We start from the raw sequence: 14,019 nt of genomic DNA, 5'->3' as shown, positions 1-14,019 counted from the left end.
GTTTATTTCCCTTCTGCTTCAGCTTCAAAACGTTCTTTGACTTGTATCACGTCCTTGTCCCCACGACCTGAAAGGCAGACAAGGAGACTTTGGTCTGGCGACATCTTAGCTGCCACTTTTTGTGCAAGCGCAACGGCATGGCTAGACTCAAGGGCTGGGATAATACCTTCCAAACGTGATAGAAGTTTGAAGCCTTCGAGAGCTTCTTCATCTGTGATAGAGTCATAAGTCGCACGTCCAATTTCGTTGAAATAACAGTGCTCAGGACCAACCCCTGGGTAGTCCAGACCAGCTGAGATAGAGAAAGCTTCCATGATTTGACCATGAGCATCTTGGAGGACATCCATAAGCGCTCCGTGTAGAATACCTGGACGACCTTTGGCAAAGGTTGCGGCGTGTTTATCGGTATCAAGCCCCAAACCAGAAGCCTCAGCACCATACATAGCTACTGACTCGTCATTGACAAATGGGTAGAACATACCGATAGCATTTGAACCACCACCGATACAAGCCATGACAGCATCAGGCAGTTTACCGCCAGAAATCTCTGCGTATTGACGTTTGGCTTCACGACCGATGACAGATTGGAAGTCACGGACAATTTCTGGGAATGGCGCAGGACCAAGGGCAGAGCCCATGATGTAGTGGGTATCATCAATACCAGCTACCCAAGCACGAAGAGCAGCATTGACAGCGTCCTTAAGCACGCGCGAACCATCTGTGACGCTAAATACCTTGGCACCAAGCAACTCCATACGGAAAACGTTAAGCGCCTGACGTTTAACATCTTCTTCACCCATATAAATAGTACAGTCCATGTCGAAAAGGGCTGCGGCTGTCGCTGTTGCAACACCGTGTTGACCTGCACCTGTTTCGGCAATGATTTTCTTCTTACCCATGCGTTTAGCAAGCAAGACTTGACCAAGGGCATTGTTAATCTTGTGGGCCCCAGTGTGGTTAAGGTCTTCACGTTTAAGATAAATTTGTGCCCCACCGATATGATCAGTCAAACGTTTGGCGTGGTAAAGAGGCGTCTCACGGCCCACATAGTTTTTAAGGAGGTCATCCAATTCCGCTTGGAAACTTGGATCTTCCTTGGCCTCACGATAGGCCTTGTCCAATTCAATAACGGCCGTCATCAGCGTTTCTGGAACGAACTGACCACCGAATTTTCCGTAAAATCCTTTTGCATCAGGTTGTTGATATGTCATGCTTTCACTCTTTCTATAAATGCTTTAATCTTGTCTAAATCTTTGTGACCATCTGTCTCGACACCCGAGGACACATCTAAGGCATAGGGATGAAAAGTTTCCTTGGCCTCTGCCACATTATCCACAGTCAAGCCACCAGCGATGAAATAGTCCTGTTCAATCTGTTTGTCCGCCAAGAGTTGCCAGTCAAAGGTCTGACCACTACCAGCAATAGGAGCATCAAAGAGAAGATAATCCGCCTGGCTCTTGACTTGAGACTCACTATCCGAAATCTGAATAGCTCGAATCACTGGTGCTGAAATCTGAGAAATCAGAGCTTCATCAAAAGTTCCATGAATCTGAACGATATCTAAGGGAACCTGACCAATCGCTTCTTTCAGTTCCTCAAGACTTGGTGAAACAAAGACACCGACGATTTTTGTCTGCCCTGTCACTCCTTTAGCTAGCTCGTGAGCTTGTTCAAGACTCACTTGACGCTTGCTCTTGGCAAAGACAAAGCCGATGTAGTCAGCTCCTGCTTCAACCGCAGTCGCCACTGCTTCTGGTGTTGATAGTCCACAAATTTTAACCTTTGTCAATTTGCAACTCCTTGACCTTCTCAGCCACATTGTCAGCCGTCATAAGGGCAGTTCCTACCAGAATCCCATTAAAATATGGGGCAACTAAGGCAGCATCCTGACCTGTGAAAATAGCCGACTCAGAAATATAAACAGGTTTATCCTTGAAATGAGCTGACATTTCAAGACTGGTATTGATATCCGTCTCAAAGGTGACCAAATTACGGTTGTTAACGCCGATGATTTCAGCACCAATACGATGAGCCACTTCCAATTCTGGTAGATTATGCGTTTCAACCAAGACCTCCAAGCCAAGGCTAGTCGCAAAATCATAGAGCTCCTTGAGACGAGCTTCTGGCAAGGCCGCTACAATCAAGAGAATGACTGTCGCTCCCGCATTACGGCTACGCACAATCTGTTTTTCATCAATAATAAAGTCCTTAGCCAAGGTTGGAATAGCCACCTCTGACGAAATTTCTTTCAAATAGGAAATATCACCTTTAAAGAAGACTTCGTCAGTCAAAACAGAAATCATAGCTGCCCCATTTTCCTCATAGGTTTTGGCTTGAGCCACAATATCCACATCTAGGTTAATATCACCCATACTTGGACTAGCTTTTTTCACTTCAGAAATAATTTGCAGCTTGTTTTGATTTGACTTGAGAAAATCATAAAGACGATAGGTCTGACGCAAAGGCTGCAAGTCTTCCATGACCAACTGAGCCACTTCTTTTTCTTTTTGTTCTAAGATTGTCGGAAGAAAGGTTTTACTCATACTTGTACCTCTTGGAGTTGGCGAAGTTTAGCTAGGGCTGAGCCGTCCGCAATCAATTGGCGAGCAAGCTCAACACCTTCTTTAATAGTCGCAACCTTACCATTAGCAAAGAATCCGAGACCTGCATTAAGCACTGTTGTTTCAAGATAAGGGCTGGCTTCGTTTTTCAAGACACTAAGGAGAATCTCTGCATTTTCCTTAGCATCACCACCTGTGATATCTGACAACTCAACCTTTTCCATACCCAAATCTTCATAAGTGAAAGTGTGCTGGCTGATGTGACCATCTTCTAAAAGGGTGTAGGTGTTAGTGCCATAGAGAGCAGCTTCGTCCATATTGTCAGGACCTGTGATAATAACCGCACGTTTACGTCCCAACTGTTGGATAGCATTAGCAACAATCTCTTGCAATTCCACACGGTAGAGGCCCATGAGTTGTGTCTCAAGGTCAAGCGGATTAGCCAGTGGTCCGACCAAGTTCATAATCGTTGGAATCCCAAGAGCTTGGCGAGCTGGACCGATAAAGCGCATAGCAGGATGCATGGTTTGGGCAAAGATAAAGGCCAAACCAACCTCATCAAGTGCTTTAGATAGGGTTTCTGGTGATGCCGCAACGTTGATTCCAAGGGCTTCAAGCACGTCTGCCGAACCAGATTTAGAAGAAATCGAACGGTTACCAGCCTTGGCCATACGAATACCGCCTGCTGCTAGAACAAAACAAACCGTAGTCGAAATGTTGAAGCTATAAGACTGGTCTCCGCCAGTTCCACAGTTACACATAGCATCTGTGAAGGTCTCAGGCAAGACAGTCGCATGTGATTTGAGGGCACGCACGATACCTGTGATTTCATCTGCTGTTTCCCCCTTAGTCTTAAGCCCCATAAGGAAGGCAGCAATTTGGCTTTCTGAGACTTCATTTTTGAGAATGCGGTCAAAGACTGCTTGGACTTGGTCTTGAGACAAGTCTTGACGGTTTGAGATTTGTAGGAATATTTCTTTCATATCTGTTTTCCTTTTAAAAACTGTTCAATGTTTTCTGATGCACGCGAGAGGTTTTGAGCGTAGACAAATCTAGTCCAAAGACTGTCCAACTAGCCTGCAACGATTTTTACGAAATTTTCAACCATCTTAAGCCCATCTGGACTTCCGATGCTTTCTGGGTGATATTGCAAACCGTAAATAGGTAGCTCCTTATGCTGAATGGCCATGATTTCTTGATCATCAGTTGTGATAGCTGTCACATCAAAGCCCTCTGGCATTTGGTCAACAACGATGGAATGGTAACGCATGATTGGGACATCATTGTCGATATCCTTGAAAATAGGTGATGGCGTTTCAAAAGTGATGTTACTTTGTTTTCCATGCATGACATTTTTAGCCAAGCCGAGCTTACCGCCAAAAGTTTCCGCAATAGCCTGATGCCCCAAGCAAATTCCCATCATCGGTTTTTTACCAGCGAAATCCTTAATCAAGGCTTCCATTTTACCCGCATCAGCTGGCCAACCTGGACCTGGTGAAAAGACTAACCCGTCAGCTTTTTCCGCCGCTTCATAGAGGGTCTCATCATCATTACGCAAGACCTTTACCTCTGTAAATGTCCCTAGGTATTGTGCCAAATTATAGGTAAAAGAGTCATAGTTATCAACTAATAAAATCATTGGGCATCTCCTATTCTTGTCATAGCTTTCGCCTTGTTAATCGTTTCGTAAAATTCATTTTCAGGAACACTATCGTAAACAACACCTGCACCTGCTTGAACATAGGCTTTTTGATTTTTGAGAATCATAGTACGGATGGCAATGGCAAAGTCCATATCTCCTGTCGCAGACAGATAACCAATAGCTCCCGCATAAATACCACGTTTTTCTTGCTCAAGCTCATAGATACGACGCATGGCACGAATCTTAGGTGCTCCAGATACGGTTCCAGCTGGTAGGGTTGATTTTAGTGCATCCAGTGCTGTCAATTCCGATAAGAGTTGTCCCTTAACCACACTGGTAAGGTGCATCACATAGCGGAAATACTCAACTTCCATATACTTGGTCACCTTGACCGTACCATTTTTAGCAATCTTACCAATATCATTACGTCCCAAGTCAACCAACATACGGTGTTCCGCAGTTTCTTTGACATCATGTGAGAGTTCATCTGCCAAAGCAGCGTCTTCCGCCTCATTGGTACCACGAGGGCGAGTTCCAGCAATCGGATTGGTTACCACCTCTCCATTTTTCACTGAAACCAAACTCTCTGGGCTAGCACCAATCACCTGATAATCTCCAAAATCGTAGAAATAAAGATAGTTTGATGGGTTGGTCACACGCAAGTTACGGTAGTAATCCAAAGGATCTCCCTCAAAGTCCGCTGAAAAGCGTTGGCTAAGCACACATTGGAACATATCTCCCTCACGAATGAGTTTCTTGGCCTTAGCCACCATATCCATGAAGACTTCTTTTTCGATATGATTTGAAAATTGCAAGGCTTGCAAGGCTTGAGGCGTAAACTCGTTTGGCGCCTGAGTCTGTAGGCTCGTTACCACCTGCCCAAGAGCTTGACGCACCGCATCGTTGTCACGACCAGAGTAGATATTATCCTCAACCACATAAACCTTTTCCTTCTTGTGGTCAAAAATCAAATAAGACTCATAGATAAAGAAATGCATATCAGGTGTTCCAATCGTATCTTCGGGAATCTCACCGATATTTTCATAGAGACCAATCATATCATAGCCTGCAAACCCGATAGCACCGCCTGCAAAAGGGAGGTCAGACTTGATACCTTTGACGGTAACTTGGTCCAAGTATTCGAAAGGATCCTGATCAATCGCCTTACCATTTTCATAAAGAACACCATCCTTGAAGGTTACTTCAAAGACCGGATTATAGGCAACAATCGAAAAACGTGCATTTTCCTTCTCACGAGGAATGGATTCAAGGATAACCTTGTGTTCCCCCTGAACACGCATATAAGCCAAGATTGGTGTTAAGGTATCGGCTGGTAAAATTTTTCTCATAGTATTTCCTTTCAAACTGGTTTATCAAGAATAGTAAGTCGGATACAAGACCCTGTTACTGGTTCAATTGGTCTAAAATCAAATCATTTATTGTTCTTTATTCACATTTTCTTCCAAAGCAATAAAGGCTTGAATCATGCTTCGCCAAACACTTTCAGCAACATCTGGTGATAAGCCAAGCTCTAGTGCCTCCTTACGACGGTTAGCTATGACTTGAGCAACACGATCACTAGCCTGGACAGCAACCTTGTCTCCTTTTGGCTTCAGCCGCCCTGCCTTTTCCACAAGTATTTGACGTTGGGCCAGTAGTCGAATTAACTGACTATCAATATTATCAATATCACTTCGAATATCGCTTAATGCATCCATAATACCCAACCTTTCATTGAATAAAGATCATAACACTTTTTTAACGTGAGTAAGTCCAATCTCAAGGGATAACCATAAACAAAAAACCTCACAGAGAAAAACTCTGTGAGGGCATTAAATCTAGTTTAACACGGTACCACCTCAGTTAATGGTCTCCAAAAAACGACCATCATCTCTATCTCCTCTAACAAGGAGTTGCACGGTAAGGGGTGCCAACCGAGAAGAATATGTATTACCTTCTCATTATCATCCAATCAGCCCAATGTTCGCTCATCTCGATTACCTACTCACAATCACCGCAGGCTCCCTGAAAATCTAAGACCAGTTACTTTCTGATTTACTAACTATTGTACTCCTTTTTAGAGAGATGTCAAGAATTTTCTGTTAATTTTGACAATTTCAACGACCCAACTGACTTTATTTCTTACATTATATGGTATTTGCATCTCCTCAGGATATCTTATGAGAATAAGTCAAAATACCTCTTAACCTAGGTTCTCGATATTAAAACTAACTAATATCGTCGTTAGAGTTGTTATATCGAATCTTATTTAATCGAATTACTTGATCTGCTTGTTCCCAAATACCTGGATTATGGGTAGCAATAATAATAATACGATTTGGATTTTTTAGTGATCGAATTAAGTCCATAATTTCTTGAGCATTATCAGGATCCAAAGAAGCTGTTGGCTCATCAGCTAGTATGATAGGAGGATTTTTCAAAAAAAGTTTAGCCAGAGCAACACGCTGTGCTTCTCCACCAGATAATTCGTATATTTTTTGATTAAGATTTAAATGTTCCAGATGAACATCTTTCATCACTTTTTCTTTGCATTCTTGAATATCATTCTTTCTGAGTTTCTTTCCTACCAACCCCAAATCCAGGTTGTAACTTATACTATCATTTTCAATAAGCCCAAAGTTTTGGAACAAATAACCCAAATAATCACGATAATAGACTTGAGATTTAATCTCTTTCAAGTCTGTACCATCATAAGTGACAGAACCACTATCATAAGTCTCTAGTTTTGCCAGAATATTTAAAAGAGTTGTTTTCCCAGAGCCACTTTCTCCGATAAGCGCATATATCTTTCCTTTATCAAAAGATAAATTTAAATCATCAAAAATAACTCGCTTACCAAAATATTTGCTTAGTTTCTTAATTGCAATCATATTACTTTCCTTTCAAAACACTGACTGAAGTTCTACTCTCAGTAAGCGTCTGTCTGTATAAAATGGTAAACATGTTGATAATAAACAAGGAAACTATAAGTAAACTCATAATCAAATGATGAGTCAAGAAAATCAAAAACACAAGTGCAACACCTAAAACACAGATTTGTGAAAAAAGATAGTTAAAATGCACTTCTTCAAACCTCATACCAGATAATCGCTTGATAAAGATTTCTTTTCTAAATTGCTCAAAGTAAAGAAGGTTCATACTGTCAAATAAAAGTATAGAGGTCAATAAACCTAATAAAACACCAATTAATAGAAAAGCAAGGCGACTACGACTCTCTGAAAGAATCTTATAGTAGCTATTACGATTATTAGTCAAATAAGAAACCCACTGATAAACACCACCTTGTTTAAGTAAATCAATGCTATCCTTATAGCCCGTCATGTGTAGTCCCGAACCTACTTCTGTTCCCCAAAATAACTGACTACTTGGTGTATCTCCCATTGCTTCAGGTGTAGTCACAACAATAATAGGATCATTAAGGAATTGCATAGGTATGTCACTATCTGTATTGTACAAAAAACGCTTTTTCTTATCTTTTACGAATTCGGTAGAGACCGATACCTTAAATAAGTGATGACTATGAGGATTTAGACTACGACTTGAGAAACCTGACATATATTCTGAATATATACTCTCTAACTCTTTCCTACTATTCTTCAACTTCTCTGGAATTATTAATCCAAATTCGCCACGCTTAAGTTTTTTCATTTGTGCTAAAAATTCATCGGAGACACCAACATTTTGCTTTTCCAAGTAATTAGGTGAAACATAAATGGTATTCCCATTAGGCACATAGTCTGTTATTTTAACCCCATTAGCTATATTTGATACTAAGAACTGACGTAAATTTGTTTTTACAAATAGCCCTTTATCGTCCTTTAGAGTACGATTTGCGAAGTCATACCAAGACTTATTCTGCTTTTCTTCTTCCTTACCTTGTGTAAAGGCAGAGCTATAACTATAAGATAGCTGGTAGTAATTTCTATTTATAGACCACTCTTCTTTAGCACTATTTAATTGCACAAAATCTTGATAACTGTTCAACAACGTACCTACAGTAATACCAACAACTACAATTGCAACGAATTGTCCTAAGAACATCACTCCTAGAAGTCTTCTTAAGGGGAGGCGCCCTCTCATAACTTCAACTAAAGAAGTTGCTTTTAACCCTAGTAGATATATTAAACTTAACCCAAGAGAAATAAAACATAGCGCAAAAAAATATAAAGTTACTCCTGTAAAATAAAGTAATATAGGCAAAGATTGCAAAATCCGAAAATGCCACAAACCTACTCCCCCAATAAGAATAGATAAACAATATGCAACCAATAACTGCCTAGAATCAACGATAAATGATGATAACATTACTTTCATCATGCTTTGCCCCGAAACAAGCTTGATTCCCGCATCCCTTAAATCCTTTATTCGGTAAATCAACACTAGTGAAGCAAAGGTCAACAGAAATAATGCGAAACTAATAAGTGAAACCTCATTCAATAATATTGTTAAAAGTAAAGACAGTATTGAATAAGAAGAAAAATCAACCGCATTATAGCCAAGCTGACTGAATGTCGAGATAAGTTCTGCTCCCTTTAAATCACCTGAGACAATTAGATAGTTACTAACTATATCACTGCCTTCAGCACTCTCCTGAGAAGCCCTTTTTAAATTAGAAGGTGGAGAAACGTGTCCGTAAAACTGATAACGAAAATCTATTTCACCCTTTTCATTTGGTTGAACAATCCGTCTAGCAATTAAGCTATTATGCTCATTAGCTAAATTAGTTAAAGCATCTGTTACTTCCTTGCGATTAGATACCTTATGATCAGTCAAAGCCTGACCAGTCACATCTACAGCATTATAACTCGAAAAAGATATTTGCTGATTTTGTTGAACAATCATTGTGACTAAGTAGCAAGAAAACAGGATAGTCGAGATGAATATAAAAACACGTTTCATACAAACCTCCTAAACGGAACAATTATATATCTTTGTATTGAAATAAAGTTTACGGTCGAAAATGGAACCATTACAAGGAAACAAAAACTAGGTTGACATATTACATTCAACCTAGTCACCGTTACTTAATTAATTATAGTTATAGTAAAAGGCAGCCTGCTCGCCAAAAGACGTTTTAATAAAAGCATACGAAGTCTGACCGGCATAAGCATAGGCCTTACTAGATTTAGAGGTCCAACGACTAACTACAGTTGAACTATGATATTTCGAACCATGATAGTAATTCGAAAAAGCACCACCGTTAGAAGCCCCGTAAGTCCAAACACCACCACCTGGATACTGCGTAGCTGCAGCAACTCCAGACAAAGTCCCAAAAGAAGTCACAGCAAGAGCCAAAACCATTAACGATTTCATATTTTTTCTCATAAGTATTCTCCTTAAAGTAATTGCGATGAAGGAAATAAAATGACATAAACTATGCATAACATTTCTAAACCTTCATAAATCAACTGTTACATTAAGTAAGCGCTTACTTTTAAAGTTATTATATACAGTTTTTTTATTTTTGTCAATACACTTTTTGTATTTTTGTAAGAATTGATACCTTTGCTACGCAAAAAAGCCCCCAAAGGGACTTCTCGGTTTGATAAACAACGGCAGGGTGACAGTCCTGCATCTCTTTCAGACCCGAAGGTGCGGCGGCTGCCTCTTCCGCCCTCGTTGTTATTTCTTACTTATATTATATCACATTTTCTTAGCTCTACCAGCATTTAGATAATTTTTCAGCTTAGAATCTTTAATCACAAACATGGTACGGACATTAAGTTTATCACATAATCTGACCGCTACCAGAACATTACCATCAATACGTTTGATATATTCCAAGGACTGACCATTAGGATGGCGACCGATATAGTCCGGATGAGCAATAATCTCTGGAATACGCTCATAGGTGGCATCAAAATCACTGAATTCCTGGCGATGTTTTTCCATATGCTTCTTACGTTGTGCAGACAGCGTGATTTCTTCACCAGGCTTGTAGTTCAAATCAAAAGCTTTAATGACTTTTGGCGTCAAGTGCCCTACTGTTTTCATGTCTCTATTGTACCACATCTCATACACATCAAGGTCTTTCCTATTGTTGAGGTATCAAAAAAACTCAAGCCTGTTACCAAGCTCGAGTTTTGACTTATGTTTTTTGGAAAGCACCTTGTTTGTAGCTAATCCAGAAGAAAAGCGGTGTACAGATAGCCATTGCTACCAGATAGATTGGCAAGGTGTAGCTATTAAGTGTCGAAATTTCAATCACATCTCGAAGATAGTAAGAGCTGATTAAGAAACCAAAGACTGAGTAAATAATCAAGGCCACACGCCCCTTATTCAAGGGGATACAAGCACGAATAACGGCAAGGACACCCGTCGACCCCATCATGTAATACGATAGCGTCAGCATGTCCGTATTGCTCATGCCAAGATAGACCTGAGACAGATGGAATATGAGAACACTGATAACCAGCATCAAGGCATTAGGAATAGACAACTGGAGCGAACGTCTGAGGAAATGTTTATCAACAGGTCGAATATTACGCTCGAAGGTCAAAACAAATGGTGGAAGACCCTCAATAAACTGACCGGCCAAAGTCATCTGAACCTGAATGAATGGGAAGACCAAGAGGTACTCTGCCTTTCCAAAAACAATACTGGCAATACAGATAAGCCCCAAAAGGAAGGAATAGACCGTTTTGATGAGGAAAATAGGTGCAATGTGGGCAATATTATTAACCACACGGCGTCCCTCAAACAGAATTTCAGGAATGTCCTTAAATTCGGAATCCATAAGGACCAAGTTGGCAATCTGACGTGTTGCAGGATCTCCCTCTGCCATAACAATCGAACAATCCGCTTCACGCAGTGCCAAGATATCATTGACACCATCACCTGTCATGGCTGTGGTATGTCCATTAGCATTAAGGGTTTGGATTAACAACTTCTTCTGATGCGGAGATACCCGTCCAAAGATTGCTGTCTCCTCAGCCAAGGCCTCCAACTCCTCATCGCTGACCTTAGAACAGTCAATATAACTTTGATAATCAACAAAGCCAGCCTGATGGGCAATATGAGAAACCGTTACTGGATTGTCTCCAGAGATAATCTTAAGGGTAACATCCTGCGAACGCAAGTATTCTAATGTATCAGCCGCATCCTCACGGATTGGATCGGCAATTTCAAGCAAGGTCAAGGCTTCAACGTCATTCGGCAAACTCATGGTCTCTGTATCAATACCCGATTGACTCAAGGCTAAAATCAAGACCCGAGAACCACGTGCCTGCGCCTGTTCTACTGCTTGAGGGTTTTCCTTAAGTAACATCTCAGGTGCACCTAAAAAGAGAGTTCCAACCCCTTCAATAACCATAGCACCCCATTTACGATCACTTGAAAATGGAATAATATCGCCAACCTGATAGTTGTTTTCCAGACCTTCATAGGCATTACGAATAGCCTGGGCCGTTGAGTTGTTATCCTTGCTATGCTGCATGTAAGCCGCCAGCAAACCTTCCAACTCCTCCTTTGTGTAGCGCTTAGACAAGAGCTCTAGACCTTTAACGGTCATCTTACCTTGCGTAATCGTCCCTGTCTTATCCAGGCAAAGCACATCCACACGTGCTAGAGTTTCAACAGAGTACATCTCTTGCACCAAGACATGCTTCATCCCAAGCTTAATGACAGCCGTCAAAAGAGAGGTAATGGTCAAAAGGGCAATTCCCTTAGGCAACATGCCCAAAAGCGCCGTCGAACTTGTAACGACCGACTCTTGAAGAGAAAGCTGCTTAATCATGTAAGCCTCGAAAAAGAGAGCCAGACCAAATGGTATAACAATCTTCCCTGTAAACTTGGCAATCTTATCCATGTTATAGAGGATACGAGACACGATTGGCTTGTGCGTTTTGGCCTCTAGCATGAGCTTATTGGCGTAATTGTCCTCAGCTACATGAATGACTCTAGCATAGACCTGACCGCTCACAAGGTAAGAACCTGATAGCAGCTCCTTCCCATCCTTTTTGAGAATGAGATCACTCTCACCAGTCAACATAGCCTCGTTCAGCTCAGCCATTCCATCAACAACCTTAGCATCACTAGGCACTTGTTCACCCGCAGATAGAAGCATCAGGTCATCCAAGACAATATCTTGAGGATCAATAGCAGAAACCTGACCATCACGAACCACACGTATCTGATCCTTATTCATGAGATTGAGCTTATCAATCATGCGACGGGCACGCAACTCCGTCATCATCCCCGTAAAAGCATTAAGCACAATAATCCCGAAGAAAAAGAGATTGGACCAGGCCTGCACAGCAATCAAGGCCACAAAGATCGCAAAATTGAGCATATTAAAGGAGTTAAAGACATTACGCCTAAAAATCTCCCAATTACTGGAGCCAGTTTTTGCTTTAAAATGATTTGTTTTTCCGGCATTTATCCGCCGCTTGACCTCCATCTGAGTCAAGCCTTGTAACTGTCTGTTCATAACTTTCATAGTAGCATAAAAACGAGGTGTTTTCAAAAGTTAGCCGTCATAAATCCCAAGGAAATAGGCCCATTAAATCGCATATTTTTTCCACTTTGTCATTCAGGCCAATAAACCCAAAAGCACTCTGTAGGATTAGCGTTTCTAATTAAACCTACTTTGATAAAGTAAATTAAACAACCACTGAAGATTGATAAAAGGTTTTGACTGCCTCTTCTATTAGGCAAAATAAGGCATCATATTTAACAAACAGGGGCTAAACCCTTGGTATGAAAGGAATCTAGAAAATATTATGATGAACATGCAAAACTTGTTCCAAGAATTTTTTAGGCTTGTTATCATCATAAATACTGATTTCAAGGGATTTAACTACTAGTAAACTTAACAACTTTTATATATTTTACACAATATAGGACAGTAAATGGACAGTGACAGCATAATTGAAGAGTGAACAAAAAGAGGTATAAAAATACCTCCTTCGAAGCAAGAAAAGGTATTTGATGAGGTACTCCTTGTTAGCGATTTGTACTGAAAGTCGCCAGCACCAAAAAGTTGTTGTGCGTCATATTTGGAAAGATGCCTTAGAAATCTGTGAAGATATCCGTCATCAAAGTGGGATGAAGGAACGGTACCAACACCGGAAAGAAACGATAGAACGTTTATTCGGAACAGCTAAAAGAATATCATAACTTGCGTTATACCAGAGAAAAAGGAAAGTCCAAAATGGAAGATAAGGTTGGGCTTACTTTGGCATGTCTAAATATCAAAAAATTGGTAAAAATGATGGTAGGGAAGACCTGTTATTTTATTCAAATACCTCAATATTATTGGATTATGGGAGAATTAAGTGTGAATATAAAAAAAGACAAACATCAAAAACGATGTTTGTCTTCATTCTGAATCAGAATTTTAATAGGAATTCTGATTTTTTTATGCAAATCCATTTAAAAGCCAAAGGGTGTTTAATTATTATTTATTAAAATATAGATAAATATCATTTGATTAGTATTTGTTAAGTAGGAGTGTTTAATTCAAACGACTTCATTATAATAGTTGTCACATACATTAAAATTATAAAAAATTGAAAAAAGGTTGAAAAATAAAAATAACATGTTATAATTATAGCGTCTATATGAATAGGGAATATTGGTAGTAGTAACTTGAAGCCAACTTGATTGTAATCTTTCAACTCTTTTGGGGAGAGTTTTATACGATTACGTGTTGGTGCTTGGTACTATATGGTATTGGGATAGGGTTATCATACCGATATTTTGATTTGTAAGATAGGGGTAGAGCGTAAGTAAAGGGGACGCTCTTTAAAATGGGGAGAAGTTTTTATGAAATATATGTAAATTAGCAATACTGCT

The 14,019-nt window shown here is 40.2% G+C and carries 12 protein-coding genes and 1 pseudogene; 1 reads left to right on the top strand and 12 read right to left on the bottom strand.

Annotated features, from left to right (window positions below; translation table 11 throughout):
* Positions 1 to 2 precede the first annotated feature (2 nt).
* The 12 genes from trpB to QRD39_RS01480 form a co-directional block, all read right to left on the bottom strand.
* Positions 3 to 1,211: a tryptophan synthase subunit beta gene (gene trpB / locus QRD39_RS01535; protein WP_285955416.1), complete on the bottom strand. Its 1,209-nt coding sequence runs from the start codon at positions 1,209 to 1,211 to the stop codon at positions 3 to 5.
* Complete coding sequence (locus QRD39_RS01530; protein ID WP_285955415.1) at positions 1,208 to 1,789, bottom strand: phosphoribosylanthranilate isomerase; 582 nt, start codon at positions 1,787 to 1,789, stop codon at positions 1,208 to 1,210. Before QRD39_RS01530 ends, trpB begins: the two co-directional genes overlap by 4 nt.
* Positions 1,776 to 2,543 carry an indole-3-glycerol phosphate synthase TrpC gene (gene trpC, locus QRD39_RS01525; RefSeq protein WP_060934069.1) on the bottom strand — a complete coding sequence of 256 codons (768 nt, stop codon included), beginning with the start codon at positions 2,541 to 2,543 and terminating at the stop codon, positions 1,776 to 1,778. Before trpC ends, QRD39_RS01530 begins: the two co-directional genes overlap by 14 nt.
* A complete protein-coding gene (gene trpD, locus QRD39_RS01520) occupies positions 2,540 to 3,544 on the bottom strand; it encodes an anthranilate phosphoribosyltransferase (RefSeq protein ID WP_008535345.1) in 1,005 nt (334 codons plus the stop codon). The genes trpC and trpD overlap by 4 nt, the downstream gene beginning before the upstream one ends.
* A gap of 89 nt (positions 3,545 to 3,633) precedes the next feature.
* Positions 3,634 to 4,200, bottom strand: a complete 567-nt coding sequence (locus tag QRD39_RS01515) for an aminodeoxychorismate/anthranilate synthase component II (protein ID WP_037599218.1) — start codon at positions 4,198 to 4,200, stop codon at positions 3,634 to 3,636.
* The gene (gene trpE / locus QRD39_RS01510) at positions 4,197 to 5,552 is read right to left on the bottom strand and encodes an anthranilate synthase component I (protein ID WP_285955414.1); all 1,356 of its coding nucleotides are present in this window, start codon (positions 5,550 to 5,552) and stop codon (positions 4,197 to 4,199) included. The genes QRD39_RS01515 and trpE overlap by 4 nt, the downstream gene beginning before the upstream one ends.
* Positions 5,553 to 5,639: 87 nt before the next feature.
* Positions 5,640 to 5,921 carry a chorismate mutase gene (locus tag QRD39_RS01505; protein WP_021146340.1) on the bottom strand — a complete coding sequence of 94 codons (282 nt, stop codon included), beginning with the start codon at positions 5,919 to 5,921 and terminating at the stop codon, positions 5,640 to 5,642.
* Positions 5,922 to 6,431: 510 nt separating this feature from the next.
* On the bottom strand, positions 6,432 to 7,094 hold the full coding sequence (locus tag QRD39_RS01500; protein ID WP_004183229.1) for an ABC transporter ATP-binding protein: 663 nt from the start codon (positions 7,092 to 7,094) through the stop codon (positions 6,432 to 6,434).
* A 1-nt stretch (position 7,095) separates the two neighbouring features.
* A complete protein-coding gene (locus tag QRD39_RS01495; protein WP_004183231.1) occupies positions 7,096 to 9,123 on the bottom strand; it encodes a DUF1430 domain-containing protein in 2,028 nt (675 codons plus the stop codon).
* Between the two features lie 129 nt (positions 9,124 to 9,252).
* A complete protein-coding gene (locus QRD39_RS01490) occupies positions 9,253 to 9,549 on the bottom strand; it encodes a lactococcin 972 family bacteriocin (protein ID WP_004183233.1) in 297 nt (98 codons plus the stop codon).
* A 318-nt stretch (positions 9,550 to 9,867) separates the two neighbouring features.
* Positions 9,868 to 10,218: a PBECR3 domain-containing polyvalent protein gene (locus QRD39_RS01485; protein ID WP_004183234.1), complete on the bottom strand. Its 351-nt coding sequence runs from the start codon at positions 10,216 to 10,218 to the stop codon at positions 9,868 to 9,870.
* Between the two features lie 94 nt (positions 10,219 to 10,312).
* A complete protein-coding gene (locus QRD39_RS01480) occupies positions 10,313 to 12,661 on the bottom strand; it encodes an HAD-IC family P-type ATPase (RefSeq protein ID WP_434556759.1) in 2,349 nt (782 codons plus the stop codon).
* A gap of 503 nt (positions 12,662 to 13,164) precedes the next feature.
* Here QRD39_RS01480 and QRD39_RS01475 point away from each other — a divergent pair.
* Positions 13,165 to 13,565 (top strand): annotated as a pseudogene (locus QRD39_RS01475) (transposase); the annotation flags it as partial.
* Positions 13,566 to 14,019 lie beyond the last annotated feature (454 nt).

The organism is Streptococcus raffinosi, assembly GCF_030284685.1.
GTDB classification, from domain to species: Bacteria; Bacillota; Bacilli; order Lactobacillales; family Streptococcaceae; genus Streptococcus; species Streptococcus raffinosi.
The sequence above is the reverse complement of the archived record's forward strand: the minus strand, read 5'-3'. Positions and strand labels throughout refer to the sequence as shown.